At 68.8% G+C, this 19,095-nt stretch carries 19 protein-coding genes; 14 read left to right on the forward strand and 5 right to left on the reverse strand.

Annotated elements, in window-relative coordinates:
* Nucleotides 1–33 precede the first annotated feature (33 nt).
* The 4 genes from G6N57_RS10505 (at nucleotide 34) to G6N57_RS10520 (ending at nucleotide 3,536) form a co-directional block, all read left to right on the forward strand.
* The gene (locus G6N57_RS10505; protein WP_077740365.1) at nucleotides 34–579 is read left to right on the forward strand and encodes a TetR/AcrR family transcriptional regulator; all 546 of its coding nucleotides are present in this window, start codon (nucleotides 34–36) and stop codon (nucleotides 577–579) included.
* A 19-nt stretch (nucleotides 580–598) separates the two neighbouring features.
* Nucleotides 599–1,087 (forward strand): glutathione peroxidase, encoded by a 489-nt coding sequence (locus G6N57_RS10510; RefSeq protein WP_077740366.1) that lies wholly within the window; start codon nucleotides 599–601, stop codon nucleotides 1,085–1,087.
* 79 nt (nucleotides 1,088–1,166) lie between these two features.
* A complete protein-coding gene (locus tag G6N57_RS10515; protein ID WP_036447521.1) occupies nucleotides 1,167–1,871 on the forward strand; it encodes a DUF2334 domain-containing protein in 705 nt (234 codons plus the stop codon).
* A 21-nt stretch (nucleotides 1,872–1,892) separates the two neighbouring features.
* Nucleotides 1,893–3,536 (forward strand): FAD-binding dehydrogenase, encoded by a 1,644-nt coding sequence (locus tag G6N57_RS10520; protein WP_077740367.1) that lies wholly within the window; start codon nucleotides 1,893–1,895, stop codon nucleotides 3,534–3,536.
* 27 nt (nucleotides 3,537–3,563) lie between these two features.
* Here the strand turns inward: G6N57_RS10520 and G6N57_RS10525 are convergent, their stop codons facing one another.
* Nucleotides 3,564–4,202, reverse strand: coding sequence for an MBL fold metallo-hydrolase (locus G6N57_RS10525; protein ID WP_077740368.1), 639 nt, complete (start codon nucleotides 4,200–4,202; stop codon nucleotides 3,564–3,566).
* A gap of 46 nt (nucleotides 4,203–4,248) precedes the next feature.
* Between G6N57_RS10525 and G6N57_RS10530 the strand changes: the two genes are divergently transcribed.
* From G6N57_RS10530 to purQ, 3 genes are read left to right on the forward strand one after another with little or no spacing between them, the layout of a single operon-like run.
* Nucleotides 4,249–4,884, forward strand: coding sequence for an ATPase (locus tag G6N57_RS10530; RefSeq protein WP_077741884.1), 636 nt, complete (start codon nucleotides 4,249–4,251; stop codon nucleotides 4,882–4,884).
* A 10-nt stretch (nucleotides 4,885–4,894) separates the two neighbouring features.
* Nucleotides 4,895–5,134, forward strand: coding sequence for a phosphoribosylformylglycinamidine synthase subunit PurS (gene purS, locus G6N57_RS10535; RefSeq protein ID WP_036450501.1), 240 nt, complete (start codon nucleotides 4,895–4,897; stop codon nucleotides 5,132–5,134).
* A complete protein-coding gene (purQ, locus tag G6N57_RS10540) occupies nucleotides 5,131–5,805 on the forward strand; it encodes a phosphoribosylformylglycinamidine synthase subunit PurQ (RefSeq protein ID WP_075919130.1) in 675 nt (224 codons plus the stop codon). Before purS ends, purQ begins: the two co-directional genes overlap by 4 nt.
* Nucleotides 5,806–5,896: 91 nt before the next feature.
* Here purQ and G6N57_RS10545 read toward each other — a convergent pair whose 3' ends face one another.
* Together G6N57_RS10545 and G6N57_RS10550 are read right to left on the reverse strand one after the other, a co-directional pair.
* Entirely contained in the window at nucleotides 5,897–6,694 is a 798-nt protein-coding gene (locus tag G6N57_RS10545; protein WP_077740369.1) for a family 1 encapsulin nanocompartment shell protein, read from the reverse strand.
* Entirely contained in the window at nucleotides 6,691–7,716 is a 1,026-nt protein-coding gene (locus tag G6N57_RS10550) for a Dyp-type peroxidase (RefSeq protein WP_077740370.1), read from the reverse strand. The genes G6N57_RS10545 and G6N57_RS10550 overlap by 4 nt, the downstream gene beginning before the upstream one ends.
* A gap of 50 nt (nucleotides 7,717–7,766) precedes the next feature.
* Between G6N57_RS10550 and G6N57_RS10555 the strand changes: the two genes are divergently transcribed.
* The 5 genes from G6N57_RS10555 to G6N57_RS10575 all read left to right on the forward strand — a co-directional run bounded on the left by G6N57_RS10555 (nucleotide 7,767) and on the right by G6N57_RS10575 (nucleotide 14,214).
* The gene (locus tag G6N57_RS10555) at nucleotides 7,767–9,026 is read left to right on the forward strand and encodes a M18 family aminopeptidase (RefSeq protein WP_077740371.1); all 1,260 of its coding nucleotides are present in this window, start codon (nucleotides 7,767–7,769) and stop codon (nucleotides 9,024–9,026) included.
* 15 nt (nucleotides 9,027–9,041) lie between these two features.
* Nucleotides 9,042–9,389: a VOC family protein gene (locus G6N57_RS10560; protein WP_077740372.1), complete on the forward strand. Its 348-nt coding sequence runs from the start codon at nucleotides 9,042–9,044 to the stop codon at nucleotides 9,387–9,389.
* 132 nt (nucleotides 9,390–9,521) lie between these two features.
* Complete coding sequence (gene purL, locus G6N57_RS10565) at nucleotides 9,522–11,840, forward strand: phosphoribosylformylglycinamidine synthase subunit PurL (protein ID WP_077740373.1); 2,319 nt, start codon at nucleotides 9,522–9,524, stop codon at nucleotides 11,838–11,840.
* A complete protein-coding gene (locus G6N57_RS10570) occupies nucleotides 11,837–13,564 on the forward strand; it encodes an alpha/beta hydrolase (RefSeq protein WP_077740374.1) in 1,728 nt (575 codons plus the stop codon). Before purL ends, G6N57_RS10570 begins: the two co-directional genes overlap by 4 nt.
* Nucleotides 13,564–14,214 carry an Rv0804 family intramembrane glutamic endopeptidase gene (locus G6N57_RS10575; RefSeq protein ID WP_097925808.1) on the forward strand — a complete coding sequence of 217 codons (651 nt, stop codon included), beginning with the start codon at nucleotides 13,564–13,566 and terminating at the stop codon, nucleotides 14,212–14,214. The genes G6N57_RS10570 and G6N57_RS10575 overlap by 1 nt, the downstream gene beginning before the upstream one ends.
* On the opposite strand, the gene G6N57_RS10580 is transcribed toward G6N57_RS10575, so the two are convergent.
* Together G6N57_RS10580 and G6N57_RS10585 are read right to left on the reverse strand one after the other, a co-directional pair.
* Nucleotides 14,135–15,403 (reverse strand): hypothetical protein, encoded by a 1,269-nt coding sequence (locus G6N57_RS10580; RefSeq protein ID WP_077740375.1) that lies wholly within the window; start codon nucleotides 15,401–15,403, stop codon nucleotides 14,135–14,137. The two genes, G6N57_RS10575 and G6N57_RS10580, sit on opposite strands and share 80 nt — an antisense overlap.
* 78 nt (nucleotides 15,404–15,481) lie before the next feature.
* Nucleotides 15,482–16,690 (reverse strand): MCE family protein, encoded by a 1,209-nt coding sequence (locus G6N57_RS10585; protein WP_077740376.1) that lies wholly within the window; start codon nucleotides 16,688–16,690, stop codon nucleotides 15,482–15,484.
* Nucleotides 16,691–16,708: 18 nt separating this feature from the next.
* Between G6N57_RS10585 and G6N57_RS10590 the strand changes: the two genes are divergently transcribed.
* Nucleotides 16,709–17,098: a sterol carrier family protein gene (locus G6N57_RS10590; RefSeq protein ID WP_077740377.1), complete on the forward strand. Its 390-nt coding sequence runs from the start codon at nucleotides 16,709–16,711 to the stop codon at nucleotides 17,096–17,098.
* A gap of 184 nt (nucleotides 17,099–17,282) precedes the next feature.
* Nucleotides 17,283–18,983, forward strand: coding sequence for an aspartate-alanine antiporter (gene aspT, locus G6N57_RS10595; RefSeq protein ID WP_077740378.1), 1,701 nt, complete (start codon nucleotides 17,283–17,285; stop codon nucleotides 18,981–18,983).
* The last annotated feature ends 112 nt before the right edge of the window (nucleotides 18,984–19,095 follow it).

Consider the following 19,095-nt stretch of genomic DNA (forward strand, 5'->3'; position numbering starts at 1 on the left):
GGCGGTGTCAAGATCCACGGTTAGGATGGCCGCATGGGCTATCACCACGGCGACCTCAAGGCCGTGATCCTCGCGCAGGCTGCCGGCCTGGTTTCCGAACGTGGCGCCGACGGCATCTCGCTGCGCGAACTCGCACGCGCCGCGGGCGTCTCCCACGCGGCCCCCGCGCATCACTTCACCGACCGGCGCGGGCTGTTCACCGCACTGGCCACCGAAGGGTTCCAGCTCCTCGCCGCCGCGCTGACCGAGGCCAGGCCGCAGTTCATCGACGCCGCCAAGGCCTATGTGCGCTTCGCCCTCGACCACCCCGGCCACTACGAGGTGATGTTCGACAAATCGCTCTACGACGACAACGACCCCGATCTGGTCGCTGCCGCCGCAGCCGCCGGGGCCGAGCTGAACCGCGGTGTCGGCACCCTGGCCGACCCCAAGGCGGCTGCCGATCCGGCCGGTGCCGCGCTGGCGGCTTGGTCTCTGGTGCATGGTTTTTCGATGCTGTGGCTCAACGACGCGATCGACACCGCCGGTGACCCGATCGCCAAGGTGCAGAGTCTGGCCCAGATCCTGTTCGACGAGTAGGTCCGGTAGCGTCGGGGCGATGAGCCTCAACGACATCCCGCTGACCACCCTCGACGGCAAGCCGACCACGCTGTCCGAGTTGGCAGACGGTGCAGTCCTGGTGGTCAACGTGGCCTCCAAATGTGGTCTGACGCCGCAGTACACCGCGCTGGAGAAGCTCGCCCAGGATTACGCCGCGCGCGGGCTGACCGTCGTCGGGGTGCCCTGCAACCAGTTCATGGGCCAGGAGCCGGGCACCGCCGAGGAGATTCAGACGTTCTGCTCGACCACCTACGGCGTGACGTTCCCGCTGCTCGCCAAGGCCGACGTCAACGGCGCCGACCGCCACCCGCTCTACGCCGAGCTGACCCAGGCCGCCGATGCGGCAGGTGAGGCCGGCGACATCCAGTGGAACTTCGAGAAGTTCCTGCTGGCCCCGGGCGGCACGGTGGCCAACCGGTTCCGGCCCCGCACCGAACCCGACGCACCCGAGGTGATCGAAGCCATCGAAGCGGTCCTGCCGGCCTGATCGAGGCTCTAGCCGAATAGACATTCGGCGTCAGAGTGTTCGACACCGTCGCGACATCTGACGTTGCCACACTGGCAGCGTGACCGGACAACTCATCGTCTCGATATCGCAGATCAGCGATCGCACGATGGCTGATGTCGAGTCGTTCTGCGCCGAACTCGACGCCCGCGGCGTGCCCGCCTCGATGATGGTGGCGCCGCGGCTCAAGGGCGGTTACCGGTTAGATCGCGACGCCGAGACCGTGGAATGGCTGGCCCGCCGGCGCAGCGCCGGTGACGCCGTGGTCCTGCACGGCTACGACGAGGCCGCGACCAAGAAGCGTCGCGGCGAGTTCGCCTCACTGCCCGCACATGAGGCCAATCTGCGGCTGATGGGCGCCGACCGGGTGCTCGAACACCTGGGCCTGCGCACCCGGTTGTTCGCCGCTCCCGGCTGGACCGTGTCGCAGGGCACGGTGACCGCCTTGCCGCGCAACGGCTTTCGTTTGCTCGCCGACCTGAACGGCGTCACCGACCTGGTCCGCCAGACCACGACGCGGGCGCGGGTGGTCGGCATCGGAGAAGGTTTCCTGTCCGAGCCGTGGTGGTGCCGCACCGTCGTGCTGGCCGCCGAACGCACCGCGCGCCGCGAAGGCATCGTGCGGGTCGCGGTCGCTGCGCGGCACCTGCGCAGGCCCGGGCCCAGGCAGGCCATGCTCGACGCGATCGACCTGGCTTTGCTGCACCAGTGCGTACCCACCGTCTACCGGTGGCGAGGATTCTCGGTACTGACCGACGCCGCCTGACTAGGGCTAGTCTTGCGTCTCATGGCAGACGCCGATGTCATTGTCGTGGGGGCGGGTCTCGCCGGGTTGGTCGCCGCGTGCGAACTCGTCGAGCGGGGCCACCGGGTACTGATCGTGGACCAGGAGAACGCCGCCAACCTGGGTGGGCAGGCGTTCTGGTCGTTCGGCGGATTGTTCTTCGTCGACAGCCCCGAACAGCGCAGGCTCGGTATCCATGACAGCCAGGAATTGGCCCTGCAGGACTGGCTGGGCACCGCAGGCTTCGACCGGCCCGAGGACCACTGGCCCCGCGAGTGGGCACACGCTTATGTCGATTTCGCCGCGGGCGAGAAACGCAGCTGGCTACGGGCCCGGGGATTGCAGACTTTCCCGTTGGTCGGGTGGGCCGAGCGGGGCGGTTACGGCGCGCTGGGGCATGGCAATTCGGTGCCGCGATTCCATATCACCTGGGGGACCGGTCCGGCGATCGTCGACGTCTTCGCCCGCCGGTTGCTCGGCGAGCCGCGGGTGCGGTTCGCCCACCGTCACCGCGTCGACGAACTCATCGTGTCCGAGGGCGCCGTCGTCGGGGTCCGGGGTGCGGTGCTCGAGCCCTCCGATGCGCCGCGTGGGGCACCGTCGTCGCGAAACGTCATCGGCGACTTCGAGTTCCGCGCCGCCGCGGTGATCGTCGCCAGCGGCGGGATCGGCGGCAACCACGACCTCGTCCGCAAGAACTGGCCGGCGCGCATGGGCCGGGTGCCCGAGCAGCTGCTCAGCGGTGTCCCCGCGCACGTCGACGGCCGCATGATCGGCATCTCCGAGACCGCCGGTGCGCACGTCATCAACAGCGACCGGATGTGGCACTACACCGAAGGCATCACCAACTACGACCCGATCTGGCCGGACCACGGCATCCGCATCCTGCCCGGCCCGTCGTCATTGTGGTTGGACGCCAACGGGAAACGGCTTCCGGGGCCGCTGTATCCCGGCTTCGACACCCTCGGCACGCTCGAACACATCTGCCGCACGGGGCAGGACTACACCTGGTTCATCCTCAACGCGCGGATCATCGCCAAGGAGTTCGCGCTGTCCGGGCAGGAGCAGAACCCCGACCTCACCTCGCGCAGCGTGCGTGACGTGCTGTCCCGCGTACGTCCCGGCGCGCCGGCACCCGTGCAGGCGTTCGTCGATCGTGGCGTGGATTTCGTCAGCGCCCGCTCGCTGCGCGAACTGGTCGCCGCGATGAACGACGTGCCGGACGTCCTGGAACTCGACTACGCCACCGTGGCCGCCGAGGTGACGGCGCGAGACCGCGAGGTGGTCAACAAATTCACCAAGGACGGGCAGGTCACCGCGATCCGGGCGGCCCGCGGCTACCTCGGTGACCGGTTCAGCCGTGTCGTCGCCCCGCACCGCCTCACCGACCCGAAGGCCGGGCCGATGATCGCCGTCAAGCTGCACATCCTGACCCGAAAGTCCCTGGGCGGGTTGGAAACCGATCTGGATTCCCGGGTGCTCAAGGACGACGGCACGGCGTTCGCGGGCCTGTACGCAGCGGGCGAGGCGGCCGGATTCGGCGGCGGTGGGGTGCACGGCTACCGGTCGCTGGAGGGCACTTTCCTGGGTGGCTGCATCTTCTCCGGCCGAGCCGCCGGCCGGGGTGCGGCGGGCGATATCGCCTGAATCAGAACGCCACGGCTGAGCCGTGAATCAGAGTTCAGTCCCGTTTTCCTCGGTGAGCACCTGGAAGTCGGTATTCGTCATCTCGGCCAGCCGGCCGTAGTAGATCCCGCGCGCGTTGGGCTCGATGATGCCCTGGTGGATGGGCACCGCCTTCTCCGGAGCCACCGCACGCAGGAAGTCCACGGCCTCAGAGATTTTCATCCACGGGGCGGCCGCCGGGGTGGCCAGCACATCGACCGGTTCGCCGGGGACGAACAGCGCATCGCCCGGATGCATCAGCCGGGCCGGATGCTCGTCGTCGCCCAGTAGGTATGAAATGTTGTCGATCACAGGGATTTCCGGGTGAATCACGGCATGCCTGCCGCCGGTCCCGCGCACGTTGAGTGAGCCGACGCGGAACTCGTCACCGGGATGCACCGCCTGCCAGGGCTCACCCAACTGCGCGGCGGTCTGCGGATCGGCGTACAGCGCCGCCTGCGGGTTGGCATCGATCAGCGCGGGTAACCGCGCGGTATCGGCGTGGTCAGGGTGCTGGTGGGTGATCAGGATGGCCGACAGCCCGGTGATGCCTTCGAACCCATGCGAGAAGTTGCCCGGGTCGAACAACACGGTGGTGTCCGAAATACTGGCCAGTAGGCACGAATGTCCGAAATGCGTGAGTTGCATACCTATATTGTGGCGCTCGGTGGGGATATGGCGGGTGATCGTGGCGATGTCATTCGTGCTCTGCGGACTGGCCGCAGGGCCACCTCGGGCATGGTCGGATCCCGGTGCCGACTGCCCGCCGCTGTGTGACCGCATCCCGGACTCGGCGTGGGTCGCCCCCTCGAAACTGCCGCTGAACCGCGAGTACCGCTGGCCCGGGCTGGCGGGTTTGGCCGTCACCGCGGTGTCCCCACGCTTCCGCTTCGAAGAGGAATGCGCGTCACCGCCGATCCCCGGAGATCCGCGCGACTACGCCGTGGCGGCACGGTCCGAGGTCTCCCGCCCTGACGGGCACTGGCAACTGCGCGTCCAGGTGATCCACTGGCGCGGGGACACGTGGCAGGGCGGGCAGACCGCCCTTGCGGTGGTGCAGGGCGCGGTCGGCGCGCTGCGCACCTGCCAGGGGGCCGGTACATCGGTGACCACCGACCGGCCAGGGCGGTTCGCGGCGGCCGTCAACTTCGGCAACACCCGGGTCCTGCACCAGTACCTGATCGCCGATCCGGACAACAGCACGGTGGTCGAGTTGGCCATGTGGTCGACCACCCCACCAAAGGTCGCGTGGTCGGCGCCGTCGGACGGTCAGGTGCTCGATGCGCTGGCGGACCCACTGTGCACGGCTTACATAGGGTCGTGCCGGTAGAGTGTGCGCCGTGGCAAAGGTGGTTGTGCACGTCATGCCCAAGGCGGAGATCCTGGACCCTCAGGGGCAGGCGATCGTCGGGGCACTTGGTCGGCTCGGACATGGTGGTATCTCGGACGTCCGGCAAGGGAAGCGGTTCGAGCTCGAAGTCGACGACTCCGTAGCCGACCAGACCCTGGCTGAGATCGCCGAATCTCTGCTGGCCAACACCGTTATCGAGGACTTCTCGGTGAGCCGGGAGGACGCGTGACCACCCGTGTCGGGGTGATCACCTTCCCCGGGACGCTCGATGACATCGACGCGGCCCGAGCCGTCCGCCTGGCCGGCGCCGAGGCGGTCAGCCTGTGGCACGCCGACGCCGATCTGAAGGGCGTCGACGCCGTCGTCGTCCCCGGCGGTTTCTCCTACGGGGACTACCTGCGCTGCGGGGCCATCGCGAAGTTCGCCCCCGTGATGGGTTCGGTCGTAGAAGCTGCAGGCAAGGGCATGCCCGTGCTGGGGATCTGCAACGGCTTCCAGGTGCTGTGCGAGGCCGGGCTGCTGCCCGGGGCACTGACCCGCAACGCCGGCCTGCATTTCATCTGCCGTGACGTGTGGCTGGAGGTCGCCTCCAACACCACTGCCTGGACGACCCGGTATGACGCCGGCGCCGACCTGCTGATCCCGCTCAAGTCGGGAGAAGGCCGGTATGTCGCCTCCGAGGCCGTGCTCGACGAGCTCGAGGGTGAGGACCGCGTGGTCTTCCGCTACCGCGAGAACCTCAACGGTTCGATGCGCGGCATCGCCGGAGTCTGCTCGGAAAACCGTCGCGTCGTCGGCCTGATGCCGCATCCCGAACACGCCACCGAGGCGTTGACCGGTCCGTCCGACGACGGGCTCGGGTTGTTCTACTCCGCGCTGGACGCGGTTCTTTCCGTCTAGGTCTCACCTCGCTGCTCCGCGAGCGTGCACAAAGTGCTGCCCGCGAGCGGCGTGGCGCGCAGCAGACACGCACGCTCGCGGGGCATAGCGATCAGGCCGTGAGGGCGACGGAGGCCTCGGCCGTGTAGGCCAGGAACGTCAGCGTCTCCTGCAGGTACAGCTGCACGCTCTCCGCATCGTGGGACAGGTAGCCGATCGAGACGTCGGTGCCCAGCTGCAGATCGAAATCCCCACCACGGGTGGACAATACGAACGCGCCGTCGATCGCGGGGGCCCAGATGATCTCACCGTCGACCAGGCGGCTCAGGTGCTCACGGATCGGATAGCCGTGCGCGGTGGTCTCGCTGACCTTGGTGTAGATGGCCGCCGACAGCAGCACCGAGTACGGCCCGTCGACACCGGCCAGTCGCAGCTCGGACAGCGCCTGGGCGATCACGTCGGGAATCTCGCGGGCATCGTCGGGCAGTGCCAGCGCCGGGTTGGAGCTGGAGCTGCGGATGCCCTCGATCGAGGCCGCCGGATAGCCCTCGAAGATCGCCCGGTCCTCGACGAACGCCAGTTTCTTGGCGGCCTCCTTGACGGGATCCCAGTCGGAGTCCTGCGCGCCGCGCTCGACGTCGTCAATTGCGGTGCGCGACACCGTGAACGGTACCCGCAGACGCACCAGCGGCTTGGCGTCGCGCAGGTGGGCCACCACACCGTCGCCGGGCGGGCTGACGTCGCGCAGATGGCCGGTGCTGACCGCCGCGGTGACCGGACCGCCGGGCTCGCTCACATCGACCACGCGCCGTCCCGCGATGTGCCGCTTGAAGGTCCGGCTCGCCTCGAGTTCGATCTCGGCCCAGGCGGACTCGGTGATCGGGGCCAGTTCGCGGTACAGGTTGTTCATTGCGGGGTTCCTTTCAGGCTGCCGATCGCCAATGAGTGGTCGGGCACCGTGGTGTCGCTTGCGGTCGCTTCCGGCTCTTCGACCGGAATCGGAAGCGGCGGTGGATCATCGAGGAAGTCGATGGTGGGCACGAAGAACAGGCCGCCGGTCACAGCGGTCGAGAAATCCAGGATCCGGTCGGTGTTGCCGGGCGGATCGCCGATGAACATGTTGGTCAGCATGCGTTCGGTGATGGCCGGGTTCGCACAGTATCCGATGAAGTACGTGCCGAACTCGCCGCTGCCGAGCTCGCCGAACGGCATGTTGCGCCGAACGATCTTCAGCTCGTTGCCGTCTTCGTCGGTGATGACGTTCAGCGCGATGTGGGAGTTGGAAGGTTTGACGTCGTCGGCCATTTCGATGTCGTCGAGCTTGGTGCGGCCGATCACCCGCTGCTGTTCGTCGACCGAGAGCGAACGCCAGTCCGTCATCGCGTGCACGTACTTCTGGATGTGCACGTAGCTGGCTCCGGCGAAATCGGGGTCCTCGGCGCCGATCCGAACGGCGGCCGCCGCGGTGGACCCGTTGGGGTTCTCGGTGCCGTCGACGAAGCCGAGCAGGTCCCGGTTGTCGAAGTACTGGAACCCGTGCACCTCGTCGACGACCGTGACGGCACTGCCGAACTCCTGCAGCATCCGGTCGGCCAGTTGGAAGCACACGTCCATCGTGTCCGCGCGGATGTGCAACAACACGTCGCCCGGGGTCGACGGCGCCTGATGACGGCCGCCGTCCAGAGCGATGAACGGATGCAGATCTGCCGGACGAGGTCCGGCGAACAGGCGGTCCCAGGCGGCCGAACCGATACCGGCCACGAGCGACAGCTCCTTGGCCGGGTCTCGGAACCAGATCGAGCGGACGATGCCCGAAATGTCAGGCAGCACGTCGTGAACGGTTTCCTCGCCGCCGTCCTCGATCGTCAGTACCAGGAAGATGGCCGCCCGCGTAAGAAGGTTCAGCACCGGCTGCGGGATCGGATCGGGCACAAACCGACCCTACCGACACCCGCGGCCGGTTCGCCGGTCAAGATGAAAAGATGCCAGCAAGCGCCAAGGGCCTGTGCGAGTTCATCGACGCGTCACCGTCTCCGTTCCATGTCTGCGCCACCGCGGCGCAACGCTTGCGCGACGCGGGATTCACCGAGCTGGCCGAAACCGACAGCTGGACCGCCACGGGAAAGTTCTTCACGGTGCGGGCGGGCTCGCTGGTGACCTGGAACACCGAGGGCACCGACCCGGCCGCGCCGTTCCGGGTGGTCGGCGGCCACACCGACAGCCCCAACCTCCGGGGCAAACAGCACCCAGACCGCGTCGTCGCAGGCTGGCAGGTGGTCGCGCTGCAGCCCTACGGCGGCGCCTGGCTGAACTCGTGGCTGGACCGCGACCTCGGGATCAGCGGCCGGCTCTCGGTCCGCGACGGCAACCGGATCGAACACCGGCTGGTGCGGATCGACGATCCGATCCTGCGCGTGCCCCAGCTGGCCATCCACCTGTCCGAGGACCGCAAGGGCGTGAGCCCCGACCCGCAGCGCCACGTCAACGCGGTGTGGGGTCTGGGGGAGCGGCCGGGGTCGTTCCTGCGGTTCGTCGCCGGGCGGGCCGGGGTGGAGGAGCGCGACGTGCTCGGGTTCGACCTGATGACGCACGATCTGACACCGTCGGCGATCACCGGCGCCGAGGGCGAGTTCGTCAGCGCGCCCCGGCTGGACAACCAGGCCACCTGCTACGCGGGGCTGGAGGCATTCCTGGCGGCGGACGCCGGCACGTACGTGCCCGTGCTGGCGCTCTTCGACCACGAGGAGGTCGGGTCCACCTCCGATCACGGCGCCCAGTCCGAGCTGCTGCCGACCGTGCTGGAGCGCATCGTGCTCGCCGCGGGCGGATCCCGCGAGGACTTCCTGCGCCGGACCGCCGGATCGATGGTGGCCTCCGGCGACATGGCGCACGCGACGCATCCGAACTACCCGGACCGGCACGAGCCCGGACACCTGATCGAGGTCAACGCCGGTCCGGTGCTCAAGGTGCAGCCCAACCTGCGCTACGCCACCGACGGCCGGACCGCGGCGGCGTTCGCACTGGCCTGCGAGCAGGCCGGGGTGCCGCTGCAGCGCTACGAGCATCGCGCCGACCTGCCGTGCGGGTCGACGATCGGGCCGATGACCTCGGCGCGCACCGGGATCCCCACCGTCGACGTCGGCGCGCCGCAGCTCGCCATGCACTCGGCCCGGGAATTCATGGGTGCCAAGGATGTGGCGGCCTACTCGGCGGCGCTACAGAGGTTCTTGTCACCGGTCTGACCTAGGGTCGGCGCCATGACCCTCTCGGTGGAAATGATCACGTTCGACTGCGCGGACCCGGACACGCTCGCCGATTGGTGGGCGCAGGCGGTCAGCGGGTCGGTAAACGCCTACGCACCAGGTGAATTCGTTCTCGTGCAACGGGACGGCGGTCCCAACCTGGGCTTTCAGCGAGTGCCCGACCCGACCCCCGGGAAGAACCGGGTACACCTCGACTTCCACGCCGCGGACATGGAAGCCGAGGTGGCCCGGCTGGTGGGCCTCGGTGCCACCGAAACGGGCAGGCACAACTTCGGTGAAGAGTTCAACTGGGTGGTGCTGTCCGACCCGGCCGGCAACGCGTTCTGCATCGCGGGCGGGTAGTCGCCCCTGGCCGGTGTGCACCGTCGCCGGCGGTGTGGCCGAGCCCACAGCGGCCCAAGTGCTGGTGGGGCGCGGAGCGGCCGCATCAGCGGCTGCCCGCGCCCAGGTCCGAGCAGCTACTAAACTGGGCTCGTGACGTCTGAGCTCACCCACGGCAGTACATCGACCCAAGACACTGTGGAGCGGGCAGCCGCCACCCCTGATCAGCCGCAGCCCTACCGCGAACTCGGTCTCAAGGACGACGAGTACCAGCGGATTCGCGAGATCCTGGGCCGCCGCCCCACCGACGCCGAGCTGGCCATGTACTCGGTGATGTGGAGCGAACACTGCTCCTACAAGTCCTCCAAGGTGCACCTGCGCTACTTCGGTGAGACCACCACCGACGAGATGCGCGCCGGCATGCTGGCCGGCATCGGTGAGAACGCCGGCGTCGTCGACATCGGCGACGGCTGGGCCGTCACCTTCAAGGTCGAGTCCCACAACCACCCGTCCTACGTCGAGCCCTACCAGGGCGCGGCCACCGGTGTCGGCGGCATCGTCCGCGACATCATGGCGATGGGTGCCCGCCCGGTGGCGGTCATGGACCAGCTGCGCTTCGGTGCGGCCGACGCCCCCGACACCCGCCGCGTGCTCGACGGTGTGGTGCGCGGAGTCGGCGGCTACGGCAACTCGCTGGGCCTGCCCAACATCGGCGGCGAGACGATCTTCGACCCGTCCTATGCGGGTAATCCTCTGGTCAACGCGCTGTGCGTCGGTGCACTGCGCAAGGAAGACCTGCACCTGGCGTTCGCCTCGGGCACCGGCAACAAGATCATCCTGTTCGGTGCGCGCACCGGTCTGGACGGCATCGGCGGTGTCTCGGTGCTGGCGTCGGACACCTTCAGCGGTGACGAATCCGGCGCGGGCCGCAAGAAGCTGCCGAGCGTCCAGGTGGGCGACCCGTTCACCGAGAAGGTGCTCATCGAGTGTTGCCTCGAGCTGTACTCGGCCGGCCTGGTGGTCGGCATCCAGGACCTCGGCGGTGCCGGATTGTCCTGTGCCACATCTGAACTCGCTTCCGCCGGCGACGGCGGCATGCGCATCGAGCTGGACCAGGTTCCGCTGCGGGCCAAGGACATGACCCCGGCCGAGGTGCTTTCCAGCGAGTCCCAGGAACGCATGTGCGCCGTGGTGACGCCGGAGAACGTCGAGGCGTTCATGGCCGTCTGCCGCAAGTGGGAAGTGCTGGCCACCGTGATCGGTGAGGTCACCGACGGGGACCGGCTCCAGATCACCTGGCACGGCGAGACCGTGGTCGACGTGCCGCCGCGCACCGTGGCCCACGAGGGCCCGGTCTACCAGCGCCCGGTGGCCCGCCCCGACACCCAGGACGCCCTGGTCGCCGACACCTCGGCCAAACTGCCCCGGCCCAAGACGGGCGACGAGCTCAAGGCCACCCTCCTGGCCCTGATCGGCAGCCCGCACCTGTGCAGCCGGGCGTTCATCACCGAGCAGTACGACCGCTACGTGCGCGGCAACACCGTGCTGGCCGAGAACGCCGACGGCGGTGTGCTGCGCATCGACGAGACCACGGGCCGCGGCATCGCGGTCTCCACGGACGCCTCGGGCCGCTACACCCAGCTCGACCCGTACACGGGCGCGCAGCTGGCGCTGGCCGAGGCCTACCGCAACGTCGCGGTCACCGGGGCCACCCCGGTGGCGGTGACCAACTGCCTCAACTTCGGGTCCCCCGAGGATCCCGGCGTGATGTGGCAGTTCAGTCAGGCCGTCCGCGGGCTGGCCGACGGCTGTGCCGCCCTTGGCATTCCGGTCACCGGCGGCAACGTCAGCTTCTACAACCAGACCGGTTCCACGGCGATCCTGCCGACCCCGGTGGTGGGCGTGCTCGGCGTGATCGACGACGTGAAGCGACGCATCCCCACCGGCCTCGGTACCGAACCGGGCGAGACGCTGCTGCTGCTCGGCGACACCCACGACGAGTTCGACGGTTCGGTCTGGGCCCAGGTCACCGGCGACCACCTGGGCGGGGTGCCGCCGAAGGTGGACCTGGCCCGCGAAAAGCTGCTGGCCGAGGTGCTGACCGCGGCGTCGCGCGACGGCCTCATCTCCGCGGCCCACGACTTGAGCGAGGGCGGGCTGATCCAGGCAGTGGTGGAGGCCTCGCTGGCCGGTGAAACCGGTTGCCGGGTCATCCTGCCCGACGGTGTGGACCCCTTCGTCTTCCTGTTCTCCGAGTCGGCGGGCCGGGTGCTGGTCGCCGTGCCGCGCACCGAGGAGAGCCGGTTCCGGTCGATGTGCGAGGCCAGAGACCTGCCGGTGACCCGGGTCGGTGTCGCCGACCAGGGCCCCGAAGGCGGAGAACCCTCGATCGAGGTCCAAGGACAGTTCAGCATCACCCTCGCGGAGCTACGGAGTACGTCAGAAGGCGTGCTGCCCGGGCTGTTCGGGTGACGGGGAAAGCCCCGAACGAACGTCATCCTCTGCTGCGCTGGGCCTGGAGCCTGGTGCGACTGGACTTCGCCGGCATCGCCGTCGGAGCCCTGTTCTTCTGTCTCTCGCTGACCCCGTCGCTGCTGCCGCGCGACTGGCTGTTCGCCGGGCTGATCGGCGGCATCAACGCCGCCATCGGCTACGGCATCGGGCTGCTGCTGGGAAAAGTGCTGTACCGCTTCGGGTTGCGAAACCGGACCTGGTGGCCGCCGTCGAAGCGAACGGCCTACTGGTTGAAGGCCCTCATCGTGACCGGCGCCATCACCGCATGTGTGCTGATGCTGATCCCCGCGGCGGCCTGGCAACGGCAGGTCTCGGCGTTGATGGGTATGGAAGGCCCGGCCACGCTCGGCTATCTGCGTACCCTGATCATCGCCGTCGCGGTGGGCGCGGCACTGATCGCCACCGCGCGATTGCTGCGCGACGCGGTGCGTCTGCTGGCCAGGGTGTTCATCCGGCGCTGGCATCTGCACCGGGAGGTGGCCCAGTTCATCGGGACCGCGATCGTGGTGGTGCTCGTCGTCACGCTCGTCAACGGCGTGCTCTACCGAGGGTTCCTGGCCGGGGCCAGCCGGGTGTTCCAGCCGCAGAACTCCACCACCCGGGAGGGCCTCAACCAGCCGACTGAGCCGGAAAGGTCCGGCAGTCCAGACTCATTCGCATCGTGGGACTCTCTGGGTTTTCAGGGCCGCAACTTCGTCGCGAGCGGCCCGCGGATCGCCGAGCTCGAAAAGGTCAACGGTGCACCGGCCAAGGAACCGATCCGGGTGTACGCCGGATTGCACACCGCCGAGACCGACGATCAGCGAATCGCGGTGCTGCTCAGCGAGTTGGAGCGGACCCACGCCTTCGACCGCAAGCTGCTGGTCGTCGTCCCGACCACCGGTACCGGGTGGGTGAACCCGACGGCCGCCCGCGCGCTGGAGCTGATGTACAACGGCGACACCGCCATGGTCGGTATGCAGTATTCCTATCTGCCGAGCTGGATTTCGTTCATGGGGGATCGGAAGAAATCCATGGACATCGGCCGGCTGATGATCGACGCGATCCAAGCGCGCTGGGCGCAACTACCCGCCGACCATCGCCCCAAGCTGGTCCTGTACGGGGAGAGCCTCGGATCGATGGGTGGCCAAGGCGCCTTCGGCTGGCTGCCCGACATCTCGCGAATGGGCTTCTCATCGGTGTTGTGGGTCGGCCCGCCCAACGCCAGCCCGTTGTGGAGCGGCCTGACCGCGCGCCGCGACCCGGGCACTCCGCAAGTCCGACCCCGCTACGACAACGGCCGCACGGTCCGATTCTCCGAGGCAGCCAGCGCCGCCGAGATCGCCGAGGACACCGCGGCCCCGTGGGAGGGCACTCGGGTCCTGTTCCTGCAGCACCCGTCCGACCCGATCATCTGGTGGTCGACGGATCTGCTGTTCTCCGAACCGGATTGGCTGGTCGAATCGCCCGGAACCGACCGGACTGCCTCGATGCGCTGGTATCCGATCATCACGTTCTGGCAGGTGGCCGCCGACATCACGAACGCCTCGAGCGTCCCTGCCGGACATGGGCACAACTACGGCGAATCGGTGCTCGACGGCTGGGCCGCCGTGGCACCACCGGAGGGGTGGACGCCTGAGGACACCGAGCGCATCAGGGTCGCGCTGGAGAAGGCCGAGGCCAACGATGGGCCCGAATACTGATGCGGTCCACCCGGATTCGCGCGGTGGCGCTGGCCGTGGGCCTGGTCGCCTGGAACGGTCTGGCCGACCCCCGGCTGCCGGCCCGGTGGCAGCCGCTGGTGCGGGCGGGGCTGGGCGGCGTGCTGATGGCCGCAACCGGCGCACGGCCGGGGCTACGGCCGCCGTCGGTGTGGTCGGGTCTGCGAGTCGGCGCGGCCGCCGCGACCGCGGTGAGCGCCGGTGTCGCGGCGACCTCGACGGTACCGGTGGTGCGGACCGGGATGCGCCGCAAGATGCTGCCCGAACGACCGGGCCGATGGATCGCCCTGCGGATCCCGCTCGGGACCGTCTGGCCGGAGGAGGCCGCGTTCCGCGGCGCGCTCGGCAAGGTCGGCTCCGACGCGTTCGGCCCGGCAGGCGGTCAGCTGCTGCAGGCCACCGCGTTCGGGCTGTCCCACATCGCCGATGCCCGCACCGCGGGTGAGCCAGTGATCCCGACCGTCCTCGTCACCGGAGTCGCCGGGTGGGTGTTCGGCTGGCTCGCGCAGCGCTCGGCCAGCCTGGCCGCGCCGATGCTGGCGCACCTGGCGGTCAACGAGGCAGGGGCGCTGGCTGCACTGGCCTACCAAGCCGGGCCAGCACCGCTGCCAGCGCCAGGATCGCCGCCGTGACGGCAGGCGGCAGCAAGGCGGGTATCGCAAAATCGGTGACCCGCAGCGGGATCAACACCACACTGACCACCACCACGGTCAGGATCACCCGAGGTGCCTGCTGTGCCGCCGCGGATCCGTCGATACGCGAATTGGCCTCGGTGACAAGCACATAGACCACCAGCAGGAGCAACGCCGCGACCACGGCGGGCACCCGGCCGATGTGATCCTGGAACCGGCTGAACGCCACGGCCAGCACGCCCATCACCGCGGGCACGAGGATCGCCACCTCCGGGCCCGCGCCGAACAACCGGCCCGCCACCCGGGTGGCCGCCCATGTCAGGGCCAGCACCGCGGCCGACGCCAGGCACAGCGCCCCGGTGGTGACCCAGTAATACCCGGCGTCGGCGTAGAACTCGGAGACGATCGGCACAAGGTTCGCGGCGGTGGGGTAGAACCCGCCGGTCGCGCCGACGTTGGCGGCCAGTAGCAGAGCGACCGCGATCAGTGCGGTGATCCCCACCGCGGCGCCCACCGGGCGCGCCACCGACACCAGGCGGCCGCTGACCACGGTGGCAGCCTCGAATCCCACCAACCCCAGGCCGAGCGGAATGGCTGCCGCGGTCACCAGCAGGACCGAATCGGCGGACGTGGGCCCGCCGAACGCCATCGGAGGTGTGCCGGATGCCACGCGGGCCATGATCGCCAGCGCCAGGTAGAGGAAGACCAGCAGGCCGACACCGGCCAGCGCGGCAGCCGTCGCACCCACCGCCCGCGTCGGCAGGTAGGCGACCACGGCGCCGGCGATGACCACCACGGCCACCGACCAGCCAGGCCACCACCAGCCGGCCAGCGCGGTCTCCAGATCCGGGGCCCCGGTCAACGGTTGCAGCGCGAGGGTGAGCGCGGCGACCGCGCCCAGCAGCACGTACGCCGCCAGCTGGACGAGGCTGGTGAACCGCCCGGCGTTGGGACCCACAGCGGAGGCGACCAGATCACCCGTCGACACCGCCTGCGGGGCATGCCGATGCAGCCGGGCGAACGCGAAGATCAGCACCGCGACGACGGCCGCGGCGCACAGGCCGGCCACCCCGTTGAAGGCCGCGGTTGCGATCGGCGCGAGCGACAGGCCGAGGGCCCGCCATGCGGAGAGCGGTGGGGGCCAGGCAGAGAGCCGCTCGGAGCTCGCCGGCACTACGCGCTTGGGCATCGATCAGACTTCTGGTTCCGGCGACGCGTTCACAAATCCCCTTTTCGTGCAACGACCTCGGACAAGATCGTAGAGCTGTCACGGATTGATCGTGGGCTCACCGATCTGACGGCCCCAGACGTAGTCGGTGAAGATCGGCGAGCCCAGCTCGACATGGTTGTACGGCGCAATCGACAAACCGGTGTCCATCACCAGATACGGCGCCGGCCACAGGTCCTTGGTGATCGGCTTCCAGCAGCCCGGCTTGCCCTCGGGCCCGCCCTTGGCGTTGACCCGCGGCAGATTGTCCGGATACACGTAGGCATTGCCCACACCGATGCTCGACAACGTGCCCGTGCTGTCGAACGAGTAGCCGTTGTCGCCGCCGAACGTCGCATAGAACGCCGGCGCTACGTCGTGGTAGTTGCGGATGGTGCAGAACAACTGGCCCTGGTAGGCGTCGAACAGCTTGGACGTCGGGATCAGGTCCTGCGCGCCGCGCTGCAGATATGGACCGCCGCGTTCCAGGATGTCCGACCCGGTCCCGGCGAAACCGATCGCCGCGACCAGCGCGGCGTCGAGCTGACCACGCTGGGAGTTGAAGGTGGCCGCACTGCGCGCGGCGTCGCCCAGGCCGTCGAACAGGTCGGGCCCGGCCTCCGCATAGCGCTCGCCGAGGTCCGCCAGGGCGGCGATGTCGTGGCGCAACGCGGGCATGCGCGGGTTCAGATCGTCGAGGATGGTGTTGCCGTCGGCAAGGGACTGGCCGAACGCACCGCCCAGGCCGGTGAGCGCCTGCGCGGTGGCGGACAGGGTCTGGTTCAGCTTGATCGGATCGACCTGTTCGGTGATCGCGGTGATGGTCTCGAACAACGTGTTGAACTCCGTGGTGACCGCCGTGACGTCGATCGGGGTGGAGCTCGAAAGCCGCTGCGCACTCGGATGTTCGGGCGAGGTGAACGCCACGTACTTGTTGCCGAACACGGTGGTCGCCTGGATCGAGGTCTGTACGTTGGCCGGCAGGAGGTGCAGATACTTCGGCTCGATGTCGAGCCGCACCAGAGCCCGCACCGGATCCCCGCCGTCGGTGCTCACCGCGCCCACCCGGCCGATCGGCACGCCGTTGTAGGTCACCTTCGAACCCGGATCGAGAACCAGGCCCGCCCGCGAGGCCAGCAGGGTCAGCGGTGTCTTGGCTTCGAAAGCGCCCCGGAACTGCGCCACGATCAACCCGAGTACCAGCGCGAGAATCGCCAAGAGCACTGCACCGGCCGTGCGATACGGCGGATTACGGTGATCGGCAAACACTTTGCGAGACTCTATGGCATGGCCGCGCGAGGCAGTGTAGATCCGCAAAAGACCAGGGCGGCGGTCGACGCCGTGGCCGACTGGCTACGCGAACCCACCAGCGCCGAACCCACCCGCGCCGAGTTGGCCGAGGCGGTCCGCCTGACCGCGCGCACCCTGGCCGCGCTGGCACCGGGCGCCAGCGTCGAGGTGAGGGTGCCGCCCTTCGTCGCGGTGCAGTGCATCGAAGGCCCGCGGCACACCCGCGGCAACCCACCCAACGTCGTCGAAACCGACTCACGGACCTGGCTGCTGCTGGCCACCGGACTGCTCGACCTCGATGCGGCAGGTGCGGCCGTGCAGTTGTCAGGATCCCGGGCGCCCGAGGTGGCCCGGTGGCTGCCCCTGGTCCGTCTCGACACCGAGTGAACCGCGGATAGTTCTGCACCCCAGCGGAAATGGAATCGCCGGTTGCGCCGTGTGCAGCGACGGATCCCGATACATTCATTCTCCGTAGAGCCGTGACCACCAGGCGATGACCGCTGGACAGTAGAGGAGCCGCCCGAATGGTCCGTGCGTGTCTCGATGGCGAAACCCTGAGGGCGGTCCGGAGATGACGCTGACCGACCGCCTCGTCGACGCGCTGGAATCGACCCCCGAGATGGCGCTCTTCCTGTGCCTCGCACTCGGTTTCGCGGTCGGCAAGGTGCGCGTCTGGAAGATCTCGCTCGGCGGTGTGGCCGGCACGCTCGTCGTCGCGATCCTGGTCGGCATGCTCGGCGACATCAAGCTGAACGACGAAGTCAAGACCATCGCGTTCGCCTTGTTCATCTTCACGCTCGGATACATCTCCGGGCCGACCTTCGTCGGCAGCCTCAACCGCCAGAGCCTGAAGTACGCCGCCTTCACCGTCATCGAGATCGCGTCGGTCCTGGGCATCACCGCCGTCGCGATCCTCATCATGCGGCTGGACATCGGTACCGCGGCCGGGCTGCTCGCCGGTGGGGCCACCGAGTCCGCGGTGGTGGGTACGGCCACCGACGCCATCGCGAGGCTGCCGCTGTCGGACGCCGAGATCGAGACGCTGCAGGCCAACGTCGGCACCGCGTACTCGATCTCGTACATCTGCGGGCTCATCACGATCGTGCTGCTCTCCAGTCAGATCTTTCCGCTGATCATGCGGGTCTCCCTGCGTGACGAGGCGGCCAAGCTGTGGAAGAAGCTCGGCGGAGGAGCCGACGAGGACAGTGCCACCCCCGCAGCGCCGCGCATCGTCGGCCGTGTCTACCGGGTCGAGACGGCAGCCGGCCAGACGGTCGAGAGCGTCCAGAACGGGCTCGGCGACGCGACGGCCATCGAGCGCATCTCCAGGGCGGGCCGGTCGCTGGACGTCCACCCCGACCTCGAACTCGCCGAAGGCGACGAAGTTCTCGTCGTCGGCCTGCGCGACAACGTCGTGCTCGTGCGGGACAGCATCGGCGAGGAGGTGGCAGGCGACGACATCACGATGGACATCGACATCGCAGAGGTGGTCTTCACCTCGCAGGAGTACCGGACCACGACGCTGGGCGAGTTCAAGCGCGAGGTCAGCGTGAAAGACCGGCGTGGGGTGTTCCTGCAGCGCGTGACCCGCGGCGACCAGGATCTTCCGGTCAACGACGGGACCGTGATCCAGCACGGCGACGTCGTGCGCCTCGTCGGCGCCTCCCGCGACCTCGACCGCGTGATCGGCCGGGTCGGGTTCCGGCTCGACCCGACGGTCAAGATCGACCTCGTCTTCATCTCGGTCGGCATCGTCGCGGGCTTCCTGATCGGCGGCCTGGTCTGGCAGATCGGGAACATCCCGCTCACTCTCGGCACCGGCGGCGGATGCCTGCTGACGGGCCTGTTGTTCGGCTGGATCCGGTCCAAGCGACCCACGTTCGGGCAGTACGACCCGGGCGCCGCCGATGTCATCAAGACGCTGGGCCTGGCCGTGTTCATCTGCGCAGTCGGACTGTCCTCGGGGCCGCAAGCCGTGGCGCTGGTCAAGCAGTTCGGGATCGGTCTGCCCATCGCGGGTGTCGCGATGACCGCGATCCCGGCGTTCGTGTCGCTGTTTGTGGCCTGGAAGGTCATGCGACTGCCGGCGCCGCTCACGCTCGGCGCCATCACCGGCCAGCAGTGCTCGACGCCGGGCGTCACCGCGGTCCAGCAGGCCGCGGGCAACGCCACGCCGCTGATGGCCTACACGATCGTCTACGCCTTCTCCAATGTGGCGCTGCCGCTGCTCGGGCCGGTCGTGGTCGCGATGGCCCACGCCATGGGCTCCTGACATTCGCGCTCCGTTCGCTGCCGGCCCCAGAGTGCGATCTTTCTCACGATCTGACCGAACTGTGATGCCCGCCGGTCGTTTGCCGAGCGGTCGGCGGAAGTTCGCCTGGGCC

Origin of the sequence: Mycolicibacterium boenickei, assembly GCF_010731295.1 — a bacterium.
Taxonomy (GTDB): Bacteria; Actinomycetota; Actinomycetes; order Mycobacteriales; family Mycobacteriaceae; genus Mycobacterium; species Mycobacterium boenickei.

Bases quoted from the DNA above. Each gene is read 5' to 3' on its own strand.
- G6N57_RS10510 (WP_077740366.1), top strand. From the start codon at position 599: ATGAGCCTCAACGACATCCCGCTGACCACCCTCGACGGCAAGCCGACC.
- G6N57_RS10505 (WP_077740365.1), top strand. From the start codon at position 34: ATGGGCTATCACCACGGCGACCTCAAGGCCGTGATCCTCGCGCAGGCT.
- G6N57_RS10520 (WP_077740367.1), top strand. From the start codon at position 1,893: ATGGCAGACGCCGATGTCATTGTCGTGGGGGCGGGTCTCGCCGGGTTG.
- G6N57_RS10530 (WP_077741884.1), top strand. From the start codon at position 4,249: ATGTCATTCGTGCTCTGCGGACTGGCCGCAGGGCCACCTCGGGCATGG.
- G6N57_RS10545 (WP_077740369.1), bottom strand. From the start codon at position 6,694: ATGAACAACCTGTACCGCGAACTGGCCCCGATCACCGAGTCCGCCTGG.
- G6N57_RS10560 (WP_077740372.1), top strand. From the start codon at position 9,042: ATGACCCTCTCGGTGGAAATGATCACGTTCGACTGCGCGGACCCGGAC.
- G6N57_RS10575 (WP_097925808.1), top strand. From the start codon at position 13,564: ATGCGGTCCACCCGGATTCGCGCGGTGGCGCTGGCCGTGGGCCTGGTC.
- G6N57_RS10555 (WP_077740371.1), top strand. From the start codon at position 7,767: ATGCCAGCAAGCGCCAAGGGCCTGTGCGAGTTCATCGACGCGTCACCG.
- G6N57_RS10580 (WP_077740375.1), bottom strand. From the start codon at position 15,403: ATGCCCAAGCGCGTAGTGCCGGCGAGCTCCGAGCGGCTCTCTGCCTGG.
- G6N57_RS10525 (WP_077740368.1), bottom strand. From the start codon at position 4,202: ATGCAACTCACGCATTTCGGACATTCGTGCCTACTGGCCAGTATTTCG.
- G6N57_RS10590 (WP_077740377.1), top strand. From the start codon at position 16,709: ATGGCCGCGCGAGGCAGTGTAGATCCGCAAAAGACCAGGGCGGCGGTC.
- aspT (WP_077740378.1), top strand. From the start codon at position 17,283: ATGACGCTGACCGACCGCCTCGTCGACGCGCTGGAATCGACCCCCGAG.